We start from the raw sequence: 17,403 nt of genomic DNA, 5'->3' as shown, positions 1-17,403 counted from the left end.
GGGGTCGGGCGGGACTCGGGAGTCGGGCGGAACGGCCGGCGTCGGCCGCGCGCCCTCGGATCAGGACGGCGCGGGCGGCCGCCCGTCCTCGTCGGAGGGCTGCTGGTGGAACCAGCCGAAGGACTCCTCGGCGGGCATCCCGCTGCTCCCGTCCACGATCCGCACCATGGGCACCTCCTGCGTCCGGGCGGACTGGTAGGCCTCCTCGAAGGCCCGGGGATAGGAGGCGTAGGGGTCGATCCGGGTCGGCTGGAGAGGTACGACGGGCACCACGGGCACCAGGCGGGGACCGCCCGCCGAACCGTCCGGGGCCTCCTGCCCGTGGCCCGTCGCGGGACCACCGGCCGACGGGTGTCCCTCGCCGCCCCACGGACCGGCCTCGGCCGACGGGTATCCGCCGCCCGCCCACGGACCGTCCTCGGCCGGCGCGTGTCCCTGATCCGTCCACGGACCGCCGGCGCCGGTGACCGGGCCGGCGTGCCCGGGGAGGCCGGTGCCCGGGGGCAGCACGACGCCCTCGTAGGCGTGGTCGGCCGGCGCGGGACCGCCGAAGTCCGCGGGACCGCCGAACCCGGCGGTGGCGCCGGGGACGGCGGCACGGCTCTCGGCGGTTCCGTTCTCGGCCGTACCGCTCTCGTCCGCCGGCAGCTCGGCGAGGAACTCCAGCAGCTCCTCGCCCTGGCCGTGGATGTTGCCGATGGCGACGAGCGAGGCGCCGTCGGACATCCGGCCGAGCATCTCGGGCATGAACTCCTCGGCCGGGCGCCGCTCGCCGCCGAGGTCGACGGCCCGGTCCCGCCACGCGGCGGGGATGGCGTCGATGGCGCTCTTCGAGGGATGACCGATCACGAAGACGTTGTCCGGGCGCAGGTCCGGGATGATCTCGCCCATCTGCCCGTTGCGTTCGACGCGGTCGGGCCGGCAGTTGATGACGACGTTCAGCGGACGGCTCACGGCGCCGAGGTCGAGCAGCTGGTTGACGTTCATCAGCGTCGACTCGGGGTCGTTCGCCGCGAAGACGTTGGCGAAGGCGAGGCGCTTGCCCTCGGGCGTCACGTACCGCTCGACGGAGAGCACGCCCGGGTCCGGGGGAGCGTCGTACATGCCCTGGAGGGCGACCTGCCGGTCGATCCCGAGGAGCTCCGCGACGGTCAGGGCGATCGCCACGTTCTCCTTGAAGGTGAACCAGCTGAAGCCGCGCAGCTCGTCGTCGCTGACCGTGTCGGGATCGGCGTAGATCAGACGGCAGTCCCGGGCGTCCGCCTCCTCCTGGAGGATGTGGAAGCGCTCCTTCTCCGCCGTGACGCAGATGCCGTGCTCCGGCATCGAGCGGCACAGCGAGCGGGCCACGTCGTCGAGGGTGGGGCCCATCTCGGCGAGGTGGTCCTCACGGACGTTGCACAGGACGCCGATGGTCGACCGGATCAGCTTGCTCTGGTTCACCTCCTGGAGCGCCGGCATCACGGCCATGCACTCGATGACCAGGGCGTGCGGCCGGTACGAGGCGGCCCGCCGGACGATCCCGATCTGCTCCACGACGTTCGCGATGCCGAACTTGCGGTAGACCGGCTCCTCGGTCGCGTCCGGGTGGATGAACCGCGCCGCCGTCCCGGTCGTCTTCGCGACGGTGACCAGGTCGCCGCCGCGCAGCGCGCCCGCGCAGAGCCGGGTGATGGAGGACTTGCCCCGGATGCCGTTGACGAGCACCCGGGTCGGGATGGTGTGCAGCGCGGCGTAGTGCCTGCGCTGCTCCACGATGCCCGCGATCAGCAGGAAGACCCCGCCGGTCAGCAGGACGAAGTAGAGGTAGAGCACTGCCTTGTCACCTTCCGCCGTCGCCGGACCGGGGCGCCGTGGACGGGCGCGTCTGGTTGTGCCTGAGGGCCTGCTGGTTGTGCCGGAGCGCCTGCGCCTGCTGCCGCAGCAGTTCGAGGCTGCGGACGACCGCTCCCACCTCGTCCTGGTACCGCGGGTACAGCACGGTCTTGAGGTCGCCGTCGGCGAGCCGTTCCGCACCGGCCGCGAGGGCCCGCAGCGGCCGGACGATCACGAGGTGGATCCAGCCCAGGCAGAGGATGATCGCGGCCAGTCCGAGCATTCCGGCGAGGACACTGCGGTCCTCCCGCTCGTACGGGGCGATCTCGAAGCGGTGGGCGTCCTGGCGGCTGACGACGGTCCAGCCGATGTCGGCCGTGATGCCGCCGCCGGAGAACGGGGCCGCCGCGGCGACCTCGACGCTGTTCCCCTCGCGGAGGAGCAGCGCGTTCTCGACCGGCCCGGCGCCGACCCGGACCCCGGCCGCGCGCACCAGGTCGGTCAGCTCCGACGGCAGCTCCTCGAAGGCCAGGAAGCCCTCGCTGGCGGCGATGGTCAGACCGGCGGAGTCCACCACCCGGACCTCGCCCAGACCGGGTCTGGCCAGCAGCGAGTTGAGGAACTCCACCCGGATCTCGCCGACGAGGGTGCCGCGGTCGCGTCCCGGTACGGGAGCCCCGGCCTGCACCACCGGTTCCTTGCCGCCCTCGCCGGAGACCCGGACGAGCGGAAGCTTCTTGCTCCGGCTCCACGGGTGCGGGTCCGATCCGGCCTGGGCGCGGACCGACCCGTCGGCGTTCACCACGTACAGCGCCCGGTAACGGGAGTGCTTGCCGAGGGTGTCGTCGAGGACGCGGACGGCCGCCTCGGTGTCCTCCGCGCCCTCCGCCGCGATCAGGCGGGAGGCGGACACCAGGTCCGCCTGCGCCTCGTTGAGCGCCCTGCGGAGCCGGTCGGCGATCAGGTCCGTACGGTCGCGCTGGTCGTTGACCATGGTCGTCGGCACGCTGACCGAGCCGTCCGTCCGGTTGAGCAGCAGGCCCACGGGCACGCACCACACCAGCAGAAGGACGGCCGTCAGGGCGAGCGGACCGCGTCCGCCGATCCGGTGCCGCCTGCGGGGGCCGGCCTCGGGATCGCCGTCGGCTCCGGCACCGTGGACGCCGGCGTCCAGCCGTCGGCGCAGCTGCTCCAGCGCCGCGCCGATCCGGGCGGCCTCGCCCCAGCGGGGCACCGTCACGGGCCGGGTCAGATCGCCACGGGCGAGCCGCCGGGACTCCAGGAACAGCCGCAGCAGGGGCCGCTGCACGGTGGCCCAGAGCACGCCGGCCGCGAGGAGCCCGAGCAGTACGAGGACACCGGCCGCCGCGAGCCCGAACAGCTCGCGCCCCTGCTCGCCGGTCTGCTGCTGCACGACGGGCAGCAGTCCCACGACGGTGAGGCCGAGGCCGGCGGCCAGGCTCTGCTTCTCGTCGGGGTCCGAGGACGCGAGCGAGGCATAGCCCGCGGTGGCGACGCGGCCGTTGTACTCCCCGCCGAGGAGGGTGCCGCTGACGCCGGGGTAGCCGCGGGAGCCGGGCTCCTTGGCGCGGACGGGGTGCTGCTCGGTGTACTCGGCCGCCTGGTCGGACAGCTGCTTCATCTGCCGGTGCAGGAAGGTGAGCTCCTTGCGCTCCTGGTCGGAGTTGAGCGCCTCGGCGCGCTCGAAGCCGGCCGTACCGAGGATCTCGCCGTCCCGCGCGACGACCGCCATGGTCCGGAACGGGCCGAGGTTGATGGCGGGCACGGACAGGCTGCTGGACGCGATCAGCAACTGCTGCGGTCGGTCCGTCCAGTCGAGGACGGCCATGGTCATCAGGCGTACGTCGCCGGTCTCCAGCCGCACCATGCGGGGCGTCAGCGCCGTGTCGCCGGTGAGCACGTCCTTGTCCAGCCAGCCCAGGGGAATCGTTTCACCCCGGGTGGCGAGCACGTCCGCGCTCTTCAGGTCCACCACCGTGGTGCCGGTCCACTTCTGGTACGTCCGGCCCAGGTCCGACAGGACGCGCTCGGGCGCGACCGGCCCGCCCCGGCTCAGGGCCGTGGCGGTGCGCTGGAGGTCGGTGACGCGCTCGTCGATGGAGGCGCGCAGCGCGATGGCCCCGTCCTCCGCGAAGTACTGCTGGGAGGACAGCACGGCCTTCGGCACGACCGCGTCCTCGTCCGGTCCGAGCACCCGGGCCGTCAGACCGGCCAGCGCGAGGACCAGGACGCACAGGAGCGCGATGGGCGGGCGGATGCCGCCGAGGAGCGGCATGTCCGCGCGCCTGCGGCTCCGCCGCCTGCCTCCGCGCACCGAATAGGCGGCACTGCTGGATGTCACTGCTGCTCTTTCCTGGAGTCCTGCGGCCGCGGTACCCGCGGGTGTCGGCGGCGGAGGGGCACCCCGGACGCCGAGGGGCGACGAGGGTGCCGGGAACGTTCGGGGGGACGGCCCGGAGGTGCTGGGGCCGGAGTGGGCGGGCGGCGGTGCTCAGTCCCGCAGGGAGAGCTCGGCCAGTCCGTCGCCGCCCGGCGCGCCCCGGTTGAACAGGAAGCCGCGGGTGCGGTCGGCTGCCAGGCGGTAGCGGGCGAGCCGGTCGGCGGACAGTTCGCCCGGTTCGTCCAGCATCTGCCGGACGTCGACCAGCCGGTGGTCCTCGACGGCGTCCTCGGGGAGCTTCTCGTCGTCCTCGACCTCGGGCGGGATGTCCACCAGCGTCGTGCGGTACCGGGCGGCCACGTCCCAGCCGGTCTTCGTCTCCCGGAACTCGAACCAGCCGATGGCACCCTCCTCGGTCAGTCCGGTGGGGGAGGAGTGCCGGGCCACCTGGTTGCCCAGGCTGTAGGCCACCCAGGTGCCGTTCACCTTCTGGATCGGCTGCACCACGTGCGCGTGGTGGCCGATCACCAGGTCGATGCCGGTCTCCTCGGTGATCCGCTGCGCGAGTTCCAGCTGGGGGACGCTCGGCTCGTTGTAGTGCTCCAGGCCCCAGTGGAGCGACAGGATCACGACTTCGGCGCCCTGGTTCCGCGCCCGGGTCTCGGCCTGCTTGATCTGGTCGGTGCTGATCCGGTTGAAGGCCCAGCGCTCCTTCTCGGGCGTGGGATTGAGGAACGACTCCCACGAGTACGCGAGGTGGGCCACCCGGACGCCCTTGACCTCACGGATGTTGATCTTCTCGGCCTCGGCGGGGGTACGGGCCGAGCCCGCGTGGCCGAGCCCGACCCGGTCCATGGCGTCGAGCGTGCGGCGGACCGCCTTGAGGCCGTGGTCGAAGGTGTGGTTCGAGGCGGTGGAGCAGGTGTCGTACCCGACGTCCTTGAGCGTACGGAGGATCTGCGGCGGCACGAGGAACTCCGGGTACCCCTCGAAGGGTCCGCGCGGCCGGCCGACCGGCGTCTCCATGTGGCAGATGGCCAGGTCGGCCTTGCTGATGACCGGCCGCACCCCTTCCATCAGCGGCCCGAAGTCCAGCCCCGCGTTCCCCTTGCCCGTTTCCTCGGCGTCCTTGGCCGCCTGGTCGACGAGCTCGGGGTGGATCAGGACGTCACCGGCGGCCGCGACGGTGAACGTGCGTCCGCCCGGCTTGCTCTGTGATTCATCGGGGGTCGCCGCGCATCCGGCGGTGAGGGCGGCGAGCGCCGCCACCCCGGCCAGTACACGACTTATACGGAAGGAATCACAGAATGTCACCGCCAGATTTTCACATGCCGCTCAAGATCCACTTTTCACGGGGCATTACGAGATCATCACTTTCTCTCCGCATTCCAGCCGCTTTGCCTGACGGGGTGACGGAAGATGTGCAGTGGGTTGCGCTTTGTGATCGATCGCGTACGGATCGTCAATCATCCGGGGGATGCGCCATTCCATCCGAATTGCCCGGTTCCCGTCACTTGTGGCGCTGATCTCCCGTCAGTCGAACGCGCCATGGCCCGAGTCGGTCTCCGGGACCCGGACCGCGGCGGGCGAGCGGACGCACCGGGTGGTGGGACCGCCCGCCGTCGCTCCGAGGACCGTTGTCAGACCCCCGCGAGAAGATCACTCCATGACGACGATTCCCGCCGAAGAGGCGCTGTCCGGCCTGTCCGACCAGCCCACCGTGAACGACCGCGCCGCCTACGAGGCCGCCCTCCGAAGCCTGCGCGAGGCCTCGCACTCGTACTACGGCGACGGCGACAGCGCGATGGACGACACCTCGTACGACCGGCTCCGGATCGCCGTCCTGGCCTGGGAGGAGGCGCATCCGGCGGAGGTCTCCCCCGACAGCCCGACGGGACTGGTCGCGGACGGCGTCGCCCCGACGGGCGACATCGCGCACACCACCCGACTCCTGAGCCTGGACAACGTCTTCGACGCCGAGGGCCTGGTGGCCTGGGGAGCCTCCGTCGAGCGCAGACTCGGCCGCGCCCCCGCCGGCGGGTTCACCGTCGAACCGAAGATAGACGGGGCGGCCGTCGCCGCCCGCTACCGCGACGGCCGGCTCGTGCAGGTCGTCACCCGGGGCGACGGCCGGCACGGCGAGGACGTCAGCCAGGTGATCGGCCAGATCGACGGACTGCCGGAGCAGCTGTCCGAGGCGGTCACCGTCGAGGTCAGGGGCGAGGTCGCCTTCACCCAGGAGCAGTTCGAGACGGCGAACGAGGTCCGCGCCGCACACGGCGCGCCGGTCTTCGTCAACCCGCGCAACGGCACCGCGGGCACCCTGAGGGCCAAGGGTCGCCCGTACCGGCTGCGGATGACCTTCTGGGCGTACGGAGTGGTCGAGCTCGACGGCGTGCCGTTCCTGCCGGCGGGGGCGACCCACGCCGAGGCGCTGGCCGCGGCGGCGGCCGCCGGGGTGCAGACGACCGCGGCCTCTCCCGCCGGCCTGCTCGTCGTCCCCGACCTCGCCGCCGCCCAGGCCCAGGCCGACGCCGTGGCCGCGATGCGGACGGAGCTCCCCGTCGGGATCGACGGCCTGGTCGTCAAGCTGAACGACACGGCCGAGCAGGAGGCGGCCGGGCTCGGTTCGCGCTTCCCCTACTGGGCCATCGCGGTCAAGCTGCCCGCCATCGAGCGGCAGACGATCCTCGAGGACGTCGTGTGGGAGGTCGGCCGCACCGGGGTCCTGGCCCCCACCGCCCTCCTCACGCCGGTCGAGATCGACGGATCGACGGTCACCCGGGCCACCCTCCACAACCCGGCGGACATCCGCCGCCGTGACCTCCACATCGGGGACACGGTGACGGTGTACAAGGCGGGCGACATCATCCCGCGCGTCCAGGCGGCGGTCGTCCCGCTCCGCCCGGCCGGAGCGGTGCCGGTCCCCCTGCCCGACGCGTGCCCCCGGTGCGGAGGCGAGATCAGCACGGCCCAGGAGCGCTGGCGCTGCGCCAAGGGGACGGCGTGCGCCCTCCCGGCCCTGATCGAGTACGCCGCCGGGCGCGAGATGCTCGACATCGACGGGCTCGGCAGGACGTACGTGGCCGCCTTGGTCGCGTCGGGCGACGTCCGCGACGTGGCGGACCTCTTCACCCTGACCGTGGAACAGCTGACGGCCGCGTCCGGCAGCGCCAAGCGCGGTGCCAAGCTCGCCGAGCAGATCGCGGCCGCGAAGGAGCGCCCCCTCAACCGTGTCTTCTGCGCCCTGGGCGTGCTCGGCACCGGCCGGAGCATGTCCCGGCGCATCGCCCGCCACTTCGGCACGATGGACGCGATCCGTCAGGCCGACGCCACGGAGATGCAGGACGTGGAGGGGATCGGCCCGGAGAAGGCCCCTGTCGTGGTCGAGCAGGTGGCGGCCCTGGCTCCGGTGATCGACAAGCTGGTGGCAGCCGGCGTCAACATGAGCGAGCCGGAGGCGGTGGCGCAGAGCGGCGGCCCGCTGGACGGCAAGGTCGTCGTGGTCACCGGCCGGATGACGGGTCCGCTGGACGGCTTCGGCCGCTCCGAGATGAACGCCCTGATCGAGAAGGCCGGCGGCCGGGCTGGCAGCAGCGTCGGCGCGAAGACGTCCATCCTCGTGTCCGCCCCGTCCGCGAGCGGCAAGCCGAGCTCCAAGGCGGTCAAGGCCGCCGAGCTGGGGGTGGAGGTCCTCACCCCGGAGGCCTTCGCCGAGCGGGTCGCCGACCTGCTGACCTGATGGGATGCTGCGGACGTGGGGGACGGCGCTCCGCCGGGCGCCCGCCCCACGTCCGCGCCCGATCTGTGTCGTGCCCAGCCTGTGTCCGTGCCCGGTCCGCCTCCGTGGGCGGCTCCCTGGCCGCCACCGTCCCGAACCGGGCCGGCCGCGACCGATGAGTCCGCGCCCCGCCGGCGGTCTACCCTGCACGACCCGTACGTCCGAGGAGCGGCAGATGACCGAGACGACGACTTTCGACCTCGGGCCCCAGGCCCGGATCGTGGCCCGGCTCGTGGAGGGCACCCCCGACGCGATGCTGGCCGCCCCGACGCCGTGCCCCGACTACACCGTGCGGAACGTGCTCGGCCACGTGGCGGGACTCGCCGTGGCCTTCCGCGACGCGGCCGGGAAGGACCTCGGGGCGTCGACGGAGACGCCCCCCGACGACGCCGTCCCCGACCTTCCGGCCGACTGGCGCGAACTGCTGCCCCGGGTCCTGGACGAGCTGGCCGCCGCCTGGCGCGACCCGGCCGCCTGGACGGGCATGACCCGGGCGGGAGGTGTGGACCTCCCCGGCGAGATCGCGGCGGCGGTCGCCGCGGACGAACTCGTGATCCACGGCTGGGACCTGGCCCGGGCCACCGGCCAGGACTACGCCCCCGACGAGACCGCGCTGCGGGCCTCGCACGCGTTCCTGCTGGCGGCCGCCGAGGAGGACGATCGCGGCGGCGGCATCTTCGGAGTCGTGGTCCGGGTCCCGGACGGCGCCCCGCTCCTCGACCGGGCGGTGGGCCTGAGCGGCCGGGACCCGGGCTGGCGGTCACCGGCCACCCGGTGACCGGCTCACCTGCCGACCGGTGACCCGGTGACCGGCCCCGCGGCGTCCGCGAGCGCCCGCGGGGTCACGGTCCGCAGGAACGGCGCGACGATCGCGAGCGTGGCGAGGGTGAACACGGCGAAGGCGACGCGGATCCCGAACCACTCGGCCAGGACGCCGACCAGACCGGCCCCGAGCGGCATCGCGCCCCAGCTGAAGAGCCGAGCCGCCGCGTTGTAGCGGCCGAGCATGGCGTCGGGGACGAGCCGCTGGCTGATGGTCCGCGAGTTGACCGTCCACAGGATCCCGCCCATTCCACCGAGGAAGGCGCCGCCTGCCACGACCCAGAGACTCGTGGAGAACACCGGGGCGGCGACCATGGCGGCGGTGCCGACGAGGTCGGCGAACATGGACCAGCGCCGCCCGAGCAGCCGGTTGACGCTCGTGACGGTGAGCGCGCCGACCAGTCCCCCGGCGCCGAGGGCGCTGAGCAGCAGACCGTACTCCCGGCTGTCCAGGCCCATCAGCGAGGTGGCGACCAGGGGCATCAGGGCGAGCCAGGCTCCCCAGCAGGCCGAGAGCACGGTCAGCGCGAGGGCCATCAGCCGCAGCAGGCGCTGCTGCCACAGGAACCGGACGCCCTCGGCGATGCGCTGGTTGACGGTGCCCGTGGGGCGCGCGTCGCCCGCGGTCGGCTTGAAGCGGCCCACGAGGAGCAGCAGGACCAGCGTGCCGACCAGGTACCCGGCCCCGGTCCATCCCAACGCCACACTCGCGCCCGCGGCCACCAGCAGGCCGCCGACGAAAGGACCGCAGAACTCGTTGCAGGCGGTCTCGGCGCCGGCCACCCACGCGTTGGCCCGCTCGCGGCCCGCGGGGGCCACCAAGGACGGTACGAGGGTGGCGGCCGAGGTCAGGGCCACCACCTCGGCGACTCCGAGCACCAGTCCGGCGGCGTACAGCGCGGGGACGGTCACGGCGTCGCGCAGCGCGAGGGCGAGCAGCCCGGCGACGACGAGCATGCGGGCGCCGTCGGCGAGCCAGAGCAGCAGGCGCCGGTCGAAGCGGTCGACGAGGACGCCGACGTGCAGGGCGACCAGCAGCCAGGGGAGCGTGAGGGTCAGCGCCACCCCGGCCACCTGGGCCGGGGAGTCGGTCAGCCGGGTCGCCATCAGGGGCAGGACGACCTTGGTCACGCCGTCGGCGAGGTTCGTGACGGCCGTGAACCCCACCAGGACCGCGGTGTTGCGGTTGCTCCGGTCGGACCGATCCGCCGCCCTCAGCTTGCCGTCCGGCACCGCGTCCCCCACCGTCGGCACCGACCGATCAGTCATCGCGTCCTGCATGGATAACCCCCTAAAGCCGTTTGGTGGTCAGTATGGCAGGGGTATCGTGGCAACGCACTAGTGATCCGGCCATCAGCCATCGGGGAACCGCGAACCGATGGCCCGGCAACTCCCCAAGAAGGGCGGCGCGTTCGTGCTCGACCCGTCCCCGGCCGCCGAGCTGATCGAGGCCTTCACCAACACCGTCGACCTGGAGAGCGGTGACGACGACGTCGCCACGCCCGCCGCGCTGGCGGACTGGCTGGCGGCCCGGAGCCTGGCGGAGCCCTCCCTGCGACTGGACGCCGACGAACACAGCGCCTTCCTCGCGCTGCGCGCCGGCATCCGCGAGGCCCTGGACACCGGGGACCCGGTCGCCCCGGAGCGGCCGGCCCTCGCCGACGCGGTACTGGCCGAGGTGCCGCTCCTGGTCACCCTCGGCGCCCCCGGCGCACCCCTGGTCCCGGCCCCCGGCGGACCGCCCGCCCGGACCGCCGGGGGCCGGGACCAGGGGTGCGCCGGGGGCGCCGGACCGTGACCGTGCAGCCGAGCACCGTCTACACCCTGACCGCCTGGGTCAAAGGCTCGTACGTGACCCTCGGCGCCGCCGGCACGGGCGTCTCCGCCTCCACCTGGGCCAACGCCCCGGCCTGGACCCAGCTCACCCGCGTCTTCACCACCGGCCCGGGCACCACCCAGGTCACCGTCACGCTCAGCGGCTGGTACGGCAGCCCCTACCAGGCCGACGACGTCTCCCTGAGCACTGTGGGTGCCACGCCTTCTCCGTCTCAGCCGTCTTCGCAATCGCCGTCCCCGACGCCGTCACCCTCGGCCACCACCACTCCGACACCGACGCCGACCCCGACGCCGACCGCCACGCCCGGCAACACGGTCAGGGTCACCGACGCCAAGGAACTGCAGAGCGCGTTGACCGCCGCCGTCCCGGGCCGAACCATCCAGCTCGCCGACGGCACGTACAAGGGCAACTTCAAGATCACCACAGGTGGCGAGGCCGCGGCCCGGATCACCCTGATCGGCACGTCCCGCGCCGTCCTCTCCACCACGACCGGCGGTGGCTACGGGCTGTCCCTGACCAACGCCCCCTACTGGACCGTGCAGGGCATCACGGTGACCGGGGCCCAGAAGGGCATCATGGTCGACGCGTCCGACCACGTCGTACTCGACTCGGTGACGGTGAACCACATGAAGATGGAGGGCGTGCACTTCCGCAACTCCTCCAGCTACGGGGTACTGCGCGACTCCACCGTGCACGACACGGGTACCGCGCGCGACGGCAAGGGCGAAGGCGTCTACGTCGGCACCGCCAACACGCTGTCCGACAAGAGCGACCACGTACAGATCCTCGACAACGTGATCGGTCCGAACATCGGCGGGGAGAACATCGACCTCAAGGAGGGCACCACCGGCGGCCTGGTCGCCGGCAACCGCTTCGACGGCAACGGCCTCACCAACGCCAACTACGACGACTCCTGGGTCGACGTGAAGGGCAACGGCTACGTCATCGAGAACAACACCGGCGTGCGCACGATGAACCACGGGTTCGAGACCCACACCCAGGACCCGGGCTGGGGCTGCGGCACCGTCTTCCGCAACAACCGCTCCGACCTGACGGGCGCGAGCGGCAGCGCCGGCACGAAGTACGCCATCAACGTGACCAACCGGACGGGCTCCTGCCCGGTCACCGTCACCTCCGACAACACGGTCATCGGGGGGACCGCGCTCACCAACCCGGGCGTCCCCGTCGGTTGACGACCCGACGCGGGACGGCCCCGGGCTGCGTCGCGCGCCCCGGACCGTCCCCTATCGGCACAGGTCAGCGGACCTGGACGGAGTCGACCAAAGTGTTCAGGTCCGGCCAGAGCTTCTTGTTCGTCTCCGGCAGTACAACCCACAGCACCGAGGGGCGGACCCGCCCGGTGTCGACCACGAGGACCGCGTTCAGGTCCATCGTGGACGGCACCCCGCGCTTGTGGAAGTGGATCTCGCTGACCACCAGCCAGGCGTCGTGTCCGTCGACCTTCAGCGGCTGCGAGGCGACGTCGACCAGGATCGCCTGGTCGCGGGGGTACTCGTAGCGCCGCCGCTCGTCCAGCACCGCGCCCGCCACGCCACGCAGCTCCCCGGTGCCACCGGCCGCGGCCATGATGTCCTCGTCGACCTGCGTGGACTTCACCAGTGCACGCCGGCGCCCCTCCTGCTTGCGGGTGAAGCCGTCGAAGATCGGATCCAGCGTCCTGCTCCGGTCCCACGTGCCGCCCAGCTCCGCGTACTCCAGCGAGGAATCCGTGACGGTGCCGATGACCGGCGAGCCCTTGCCCGGGTAGTCGGGAACCTTGACGGTCCCGGTGAGCCGCCGCTCCTCAGGCAGCGGGGAGGCGCCGGGGGTGAGGGTGGGCACGGCGATGACGCCCCGCTGCGGGGCATCCGTGGCGCTCCCCGCGCAGGGGGCGGACGAGGCGTCCGGTGTGTTGTGCGCCTGCTTGACCACCTTGCCGCCGACCAGCACGGTGCACGTGAGCGTGCCACCTTCCTGGCCCTCGCGACTCCTGACGTCCAGATAGTAGTCGGCGCTCGTCGCCAGCTCGACGGTCTTGCGGTACGGCAGGACGACGATCCCTTCGGACTTGTGGCTGCCGTTGGTCCTTCCGACGGTGAGGTTCACCGAAGGGTGGTCGCCCGTCACGATGTAGGTGACCTCGACCCGCCGGGACACCTTGTCCGGGGATGCCCCGTCGTCGCTCGGGTCGCCGACGACCAGGCCCAGGCCGACCGCGCCGAGCGCGATCACCTCGAAGAGGGTCACCAGGGCCCCGACCAGGTAGAAGCCGCCCGGAACCCGGTCGAAGGTCTTTGTGCCGCGGCCGGAGTGGACCTCGCGTCCCGGCCGGGATGTCTGCGTCATGCCGTCCTCCCCCTCACGCCCGGCCGCTGCCGCCGGACCGGCGGTCGGCCGGCTCGTCGTCGAACCGCGTGGCCAGCAGCCCCGCCTGCCAGACCAGCAGGTGCACGCCCAGAACGGTCAGGGTGAACGCCTCGAACCCGAACTGGACCCCGACCCAGATCAGCCCCGCCTGCAGTGCCATCGGGCGGGGGAAAGCCCCAGGAGAGGGACCTCGACGACGTTCACCGGCGGATCCGGGGGGATCTCCTGCACCGTTGGGCTCCCGTAGGAGCATGGGACCACCCGGCCGGGGCAGGATGACGCCATGAAGGTACTGATAGTTCTCGTGGTGGTCGGTCTGTTCGCGGCTTGGTACATGCAGTCACGCAGGCGGCGGTAACCGCTGGGCCACGCCGGTTCGACCACGTCCAGCCTGTTCCTCCCAGAACGGCTTGCGCTCTCGTGGTGCTGGAACAGCTGGTCTGGCGCACGCTGGAGGAATGGCCGCACCGATAGTCGTTCACCGCCCCAGCCTGACGGGAGGCCGCCGCGTCACCGCCGGTGGCGAGATACTCGGCCTCGCCCACGACGATCGCGATCTCGTTGATTTTCTGCGCCGGGCCGGGCTCCCGGAAGCGGAGCGGATCCTCGACGACCCGCAGTGGGTGGAGTGGCGGGGCGGACGAGCCCATCAGTACGAGGCGGCGTGAACGCCGTCCGCCGATGCCACGGGAGCGTGCGCACACGTGGAAGGTGGGCAGGAGAGGCCGCGCCGCCATGGCCGCGCGGGCGGGTCCCCTCACCGTCCGTACAACACCTCCGACGAACCGGTGACGTTCTTCTTCAGCGCTTCCCCGGCCACGGACGGCTCCTTCGCGGAGCTGGCGGGCGAGTGGTCGCAGGTCATGCCCCCACCTGATGCAGGCAGCGGTCGAGCAGTGCGCGCATGCGGGATACCGGGAGAGACGGGTTGGCCGCCGCTCCCTCTGCGGTGCGGGGGCTGGCAAGGAGGGGTTCCAGGGCTTCCGGTGTCAGGATCGGGTTGGCTGCGGCGGCCCTGCGTACCTGCTCGTCCGGGTCGTCCACCGGGGGGTCGGGCAGGGCGGGATCGGCTGCGGCCAGGGCGCGTACCTCGGGATCCGGGTGGTCTATGAGGTGGGTCCGTCCGGTGCGTGGGAAGCCGGACAGCGTCACCAGGTCCGCTCGGTCTTTCGGCCGGCTGACGAAGGTGTCCAGGAGCAGGTCCGGCGGAGCCAGTGGGTGGTTGAGCGCCAGCCGGACCCTGACCCCCTCGTCGTCGTCCTGCGCCAGTGTCCTGACGAGTTCCGCGGGGAGGCGGGACCAGCTTGCCGCAACCCGGCGGAGCACCACTTCCCGGGACACCGCGCAGGCGGCGAACCAGTCGGGCGTCGGCACGGTGGCCGGGTCGGGGTCCGGTTCGGTGATCGGGCAGCCGCATCCGGCGCAGTGCCCGACGACCAGGTCGATCACCTTGTACTCGGCCCAGGTACGAGGGAAGGGGTGGAGGCGCAGGCGCATGCGCACGTCCTCGCTCGGGTCCTCCCCCAGCTCCGCCACCAGGTCCGGTCCCAGGTCTGGCCGGGCGGCGACCAGCTCGCGGACCTTCGCTTCGGGATGCCGGGCCAGCCGGGCGACGGCGTCGGCCGGAGTGTGGGGGTTCCGGGCGAGTGGCTGCACCGTGTCGTCCGCGAAGCACTGCTCGACGAGCGCGGGCGACAGAGCGCACGTGTCGAGTACGTACGGTCTGCTGCCGGGACGGAGGGACGGCAGCTCGGCTTCGACCCGTTCCGGATCCAGCTTCCAGTTGCGGTCCTGCGCCGCTTCACGAACCTCGGGGTCCGGATCGTCGAGCAGCCTCGCGCGCTGCGCCGGGGTGAGCGACTCCCATCGCCACATGGCCCGTATCCGGAGTGCGGGGTCCTCGTAGTCGGCCAGGGAGCGGAAGAAGGACAGCGGCATCTGCCGGGACGAGTCGAGTTCCGAGATGATCTCGTTCGCGGTGAGCTTGCCGTCCTCTCCCCCGTCCCGGGCGGTCAGGAGGGCGAGGATGATGTCGTCCGGCAGCGGTCGGACCCGGCGGGGCCAGGAACGGGGGCGGGGGTGGGCGAGCCGTGCGCGGACGAGTCCCGACGGGTCCGTCGCCAAGGGGGCGAGTCGGGAAGGATCCACGTGCTGGTTGCCGGCGAGCGCGCCGCGAATCCGCCACTCCGGGTGGCGCAGGGCCGCGTCGATGACGGCGTCGGGCAGGTCGCGGTCCTTGCACATCAGTTGGCCGAGTTCAACGGCCGCTTCATCCATCAGGCGTATCAGTACGTCGGAAGGCGCCGCCGGATTGAAGGCGACGCCGCGCAGCCAGAGTTCATGCAGAGAGTCGGACACCGCGTCATCCTGCCACGCCGCCGCGTGCCCGGACCGGCCTCGTGATGGCTACGCCGCGCGCCGGCAGCTCCATCCGAAGGCTCAGTCCAGGCAGCGATGGCCTTGCCCGTGCAGGGGACCTGCGCGGAAGAGCGGAAGAGACGACCGGACCCCGCCCGAGGTCGCCTCCCGCCGCGTCGCCGCGGCATGGAGTGGGCTCAGTGGCCCGAACCGTAGTACCCGCCGAGCTGGTCGCGATAGGCGGGGTCGCCCAGGTGCTTCTCCTTGTCGAACTCCGGCGCGTTCTTGATCTGCTCCTTGGTGAGCGAGACCAGGATCCGCCGCTCCTCGTTGTCGATGGCCGTCACCGTGCTGGCGGGCAGCAGGACTTCCTTGCCGAAGATCCATACGCCGGTGTCGACGACGATGTACTGGTCGGCGACCTCGTTGGAGTGCCTGTCGACCTTGCCGATCTGCCCGTCGGTGGCCTCGACCTTGTACCCCGTGAGGTCACTGTCCGGGCCGTGACCGGCGGTCGGAACGTAGCTCCACATGTCGTTGCTCATACAAGGCTCCTTCATCGATGACTGAAGTGCGGAATGTGAGGGTTGTGCCTGAGCACCGAATGCCCTCCGCGTACTCATCCATGCCTACGTGCTTAGGGGCACGTGCGGCTTTCAGCGTCGTCTTCTGAAGTAGCCGTGCTGATGCAGCTTGTAGAGCACCACGGGAGCCAGGGCGAGCCACACGCCCAGGAACGCCCATTTGAACCACGGGGGGCCGTCAGGTCTCGCGTCCTGAGCCAGGTTCCCGGCAACCACACTGAGTCGAGTCATAGCTCCCGGATGCCCAAGGCGTCGACCAACACACGTGGGCTGGGGGCCGCTTGGCGGCTTCGTCGGGCTGATGCCGCCCTTGCAGCGTACGGGTCGGTCAACGCGGAGAACCCGTAGCCGCGCTCCCGTCCTGAACCAACTCCTCCTCCCCGACCCCGCTTGCCGTACTGCCTGGCCGGTCGCTCCCCGTCAGCCGACCGAGGCGGCCGCCGCCAGGTCGAGGGCGATGTCCGTGATCATGTCCTCCTGGCCGCCGACCATCTTGCGTCGCCCGACCTCGACGAGGATCGCTCGGGTGTCGAGGCCGTGTCGGCCGGCGGCGGCTTCGGCGTGGCGGAGGAAGCTGGAGTAGACGCCCGCGTAGCCGAGGGTGAGGGTTTCGCGATCGACGCGGACTTCGCGGTCCTGCAGGGGCCGTACGACGTCGTCGGCGGCGTCCATCAGGGGGAACAGGTCGCAGCCGTGCTCCCAGCCCATCAGGTCGGCGACCGCGACGAACGCCTCCAGCGGGCAGTTGCCGGCGCCGGCACCCTGGCCGGCGAGGGAGGCGTCGACGCGGGTGACGCCGTTCTCCACGGCGACGACGGAGTTGGCCACGCCCAGGCCGAGGTTGTGGTGGGCGTGGATGCCGATCCCGGTGTCGGGCGCGAGGACGTCGCGGTAGGCGCGGACACGGTCACGGACACCGTCCATGGTCAGGCGGCCGCCGGAGTCGGTGACGTAGACGCACCCGGCTCCGTAGGACTCCATCAGCTGGGCTTGGCGGGCGAGTTCGGCGGGCTCGGCCATGTGGGACATCATCAGGAAGCCGGCCACGTCCATGCCGARCTCGCGGGCGGCCGCGATGTGCTGGGCGGAGATGTCGGCCTCGGTGCAGTGGGTGGCGACGCGGACCGAGCGGACGCCGAGGGCGTGGGCCTGTCGCAGGTCGTGCAGGGTGCCGATGCCGGGCAGGAGCAGTGTGGTGGGCACCGCGCGGTGAACGCTGTCGCAAACGGCTTCGATCCACTCCCAGTCGGTGTGCGCGCCGACGCCGTAGGTGATGCTGGAGCCGGACAGGCCGTCGCCGTGGGCGATCTCGATGGCGGCGACCCCGGCGTCGTCGAGCGCGGCGGCGATGGTGCGGGCCTGGTCGACGGTGTAGCGGTGCCGTACGGCGTGCATGCCGTCCCGCAGGGTCACGTCCTGTACGTACAGGGCGGGGGGC

At 72.1% G+C, this 17,403-nt stretch carries 14 protein-coding genes; 5 read left to right on the top strand and 9 right to left on the bottom strand.

The genetic code is table 11. The features are described 5' to 3' along the window. Positions 1 to 60: 60 nt before the first annotated feature. The 3 genes from pgsB to EAO70_RS08375 all read right to left on the bottom strand — a co-directional run bounded on the left by pgsB (position 61) and on the right by EAO70_RS08375 (position 5,485). Positions 61 to 1,815 (bottom strand): poly-gamma-glutamate synthase PgsB, encoded by a 1,755-nt coding sequence (pgsB, locus tag EAO70_RS08385; protein ID WP_261992754.1) that lies wholly within the window; start codon positions 1,813 to 1,815, stop codon positions 61 to 63. Positions 1,816 to 1,822: 7 nt separating this feature from the next. Beyond that, positions 1,823 to 4,111, bottom strand: coding sequence for a HAMP domain-containing protein (locus EAO70_RS08380; protein ID WP_187283795.1), 2,289 nt, complete (start codon positions 4,109 to 4,111; stop codon positions 1,823 to 1,825). Positions 4,112 to 4,327: 216 nt separating this feature from the next. After that, positions 4,328 to 5,485, bottom strand: coding sequence for a CapA family protein (locus EAO70_RS08375; protein ID WP_261992753.1), 1,158 nt, complete (start codon positions 5,483 to 5,485; stop codon positions 4,328 to 4,330). 397 nt (positions 5,486 to 5,882) lie between these two features. Between EAO70_RS08375 and ligA the strand changes: the two genes are divergently transcribed. Together ligA and EAO70_RS08365 are read left to right on the top strand one after the other, a co-directional pair. Continuing rightward, positions 5,883 to 7,958, top strand: a complete 2,076-nt coding sequence (gene ligA / locus EAO70_RS08370) for an NAD-dependent DNA ligase LigA (RefSeq protein ID WP_148002374.1) — start codon at positions 5,883 to 5,885, stop codon at positions 7,956 to 7,958. A 214-nt stretch (positions 7,959 to 8,172) separates the two neighbouring features. Beyond that, positions 8,173 to 8,775: a TIGR03086 family metal-binding protein gene (locus EAO70_RS08365; RefSeq protein WP_148002373.1), complete on the top strand. Its 603-nt coding sequence runs from the start codon at positions 8,173 to 8,175 to the stop codon at positions 8,773 to 8,775. A gap of 5 nt (positions 8,776 to 8,780) precedes the next feature. Here EAO70_RS08365 and EAO70_RS08360 read toward each other — a convergent pair whose 3' ends face one another. Continuing rightward, complete coding sequence (locus tag EAO70_RS08360) at positions 8,781 to 10,088, bottom strand: MFS transporter (protein ID WP_148002372.1); 1,308 nt, start codon at positions 10,086 to 10,088, stop codon at positions 8,781 to 8,783. A 109-nt stretch (positions 10,089 to 10,197) separates the two neighbouring features. On the opposite strand from EAO70_RS08360, the gene EAO70_RS08355 reads away from it, so the two are divergent. Both EAO70_RS08355 and EAO70_RS08350 read left to right on the top strand, forming a co-directional pair. Further along, entirely contained in the window at positions 10,198 to 10,617 is a 420-nt protein-coding gene (locus EAO70_RS08355; RefSeq protein ID WP_148002371.1) for an ABATE domain-containing protein, read from the top strand. Positions 10,618 to 10,844: 227 nt separating this feature from the next. Then, positions 10,845 to 11,849, top strand: coding sequence for a right-handed parallel beta-helix repeat-containing protein (locus EAO70_RS08350; RefSeq protein WP_148002381.1), 1,005 nt, complete (start codon positions 10,845 to 10,847; stop codon positions 11,847 to 11,849). A gap of 64 nt (positions 11,850 to 11,913) precedes the next feature. Here EAO70_RS08350 and EAO70_RS08345 read toward each other — a convergent pair whose 3' ends face one another. Continuing rightward, complete coding sequence (locus EAO70_RS08345) at positions 11,914 to 13,002, bottom strand: hypothetical protein (RefSeq protein WP_148002370.1); 1,089 nt, start codon at positions 13,000 to 13,002, stop codon at positions 11,914 to 11,916. A gap of 13 nt (positions 13,003 to 13,015) precedes the next feature. Beyond that, entirely contained in the window at positions 13,016 to 13,183 is a 168-nt protein-coding gene (locus EAO70_RS37750; protein ID WP_187283796.1) for a hypothetical protein, read from the bottom strand. A 298-nt stretch (positions 13,184 to 13,481) separates the two neighbouring features. Here EAO70_RS37750 and EAO70_RS08340 point away from each other — a divergent pair, with 298 nt between their 5' ends. Then, on the top strand, positions 13,482 to 13,691 hold the full coding sequence (locus EAO70_RS08340; RefSeq protein WP_148002369.1) for a hypothetical protein: 210 nt from the start codon (positions 13,482 to 13,484) through the stop codon (positions 13,689 to 13,691). A 193-nt stretch (positions 13,692 to 13,884) separates the two neighbouring features. Here EAO70_RS08340 and EAO70_RS08335 read toward each other — a convergent pair whose 3' ends face one another. From EAO70_RS08335 to dmpG, 3 genes are all read right to left on the bottom strand, one after another. Further along, positions 13,885 to 15,381, bottom strand: a complete 1,497-nt coding sequence (locus EAO70_RS08335; protein WP_148002368.1) for a hypothetical protein — start codon at positions 15,379 to 15,381, stop codon at positions 13,885 to 13,887. 197 nt (positions 15,382 to 15,578) lie between these two features. Beyond that, the gene (locus EAO70_RS08330; RefSeq protein ID WP_148002367.1) at positions 15,579 to 15,926 is read right to left on the bottom strand and encodes a PRC-barrel domain-containing protein; all 348 of its coding nucleotides are present in this window, start codon (positions 15,924 to 15,926) and stop codon (positions 15,579 to 15,581) included. 459 nt (positions 15,927 to 16,385) lie between these two features. Continuing rightward, complete coding sequence (dmpG, locus tag EAO70_RS08325; RefSeq protein WP_261992755.1) at positions 16,386 to 17,393, bottom strand: 4-hydroxy-2-oxovalerate aldolase; 1,008 nt, start codon at positions 17,391 to 17,393, stop codon at positions 16,386 to 16,388. Between the last annotated feature and the right edge of the window lie 10 nt (positions 17,394 to 17,403).

The sequence above is a fragment of the Streptomyces sp. adm13(2018) genome (assembly GCF_008042145.1).
Taxonomy (GTDB): domain Bacteria; phylum Actinomycetota; class Actinomycetes; order Streptomycetales; family Streptomycetaceae; genus Streptomyces.
The sequence above is the reverse complement of the archived record's forward strand: the minus strand, read 5'-3'. Positions and strand labels throughout refer to the sequence as shown.

Excerpts from the sequence above, each read along its gene's own strand:
- EAO70_RS08380 (WP_187283795.1), bottom strand. The coding sequence starts at position 4,111 with ATGCCGCTCCTCGGCGGCATCCGCCCGCCCATCGCGCTCCTGTGCGTC.
- ligA (WP_148002374.1), top strand. The coding sequence starts at position 5,883 with ATGACGACGATTCCCGCCGAAGAGGCGCTGTCCGGCCTGTCCGACCAG.
- EAO70_RS08365 (WP_148002373.1), top strand. The coding sequence starts at position 8,173 with ATGACCGAGACGACGACTTTCGACCTCGGGCCCCAGGCCCGGATCGTG.
- EAO70_RS08360 (WP_148002372.1), bottom strand. The coding sequence starts at position 10,088 with ATGACTGATCGGTCGGTGCCGACGGTGGGGGACGCGGTGCCGGACGGC.
- EAO70_RS08355 (WP_148002371.1), top strand. The coding sequence starts at position 10,198 with ATGGCCCGGCAACTCCCCAAGAAGGGCGGCGCGTTCGTGCTCGACCCG.
- EAO70_RS08345 (WP_148002370.1), bottom strand. The coding sequence starts at position 13,002 with ATGACGCAGACATCCCGGCCGGGACGCGAGGTCCACTCCGGCCGCGGC.
- EAO70_RS37750 (WP_187283796.1), bottom strand. The coding sequence starts at position 13,183 with ATGGCACTGCAGGCGGGGCTGATCTGGGTCGGGGTCCAGTTCGGGTTC.
- EAO70_RS08340 (WP_148002369.1), top strand. The coding sequence starts at position 13,482 with ATGGCCGCACCGATAGTCGTTCACCGCCCCAGCCTGACGGGAGGCCGC.
- EAO70_RS08330 (WP_148002367.1), bottom strand. The coding sequence starts at position 15,926 with ATGAGCAACGACATGTGGAGCTACGTTCCGACCGCCGGTCACGGCCCG.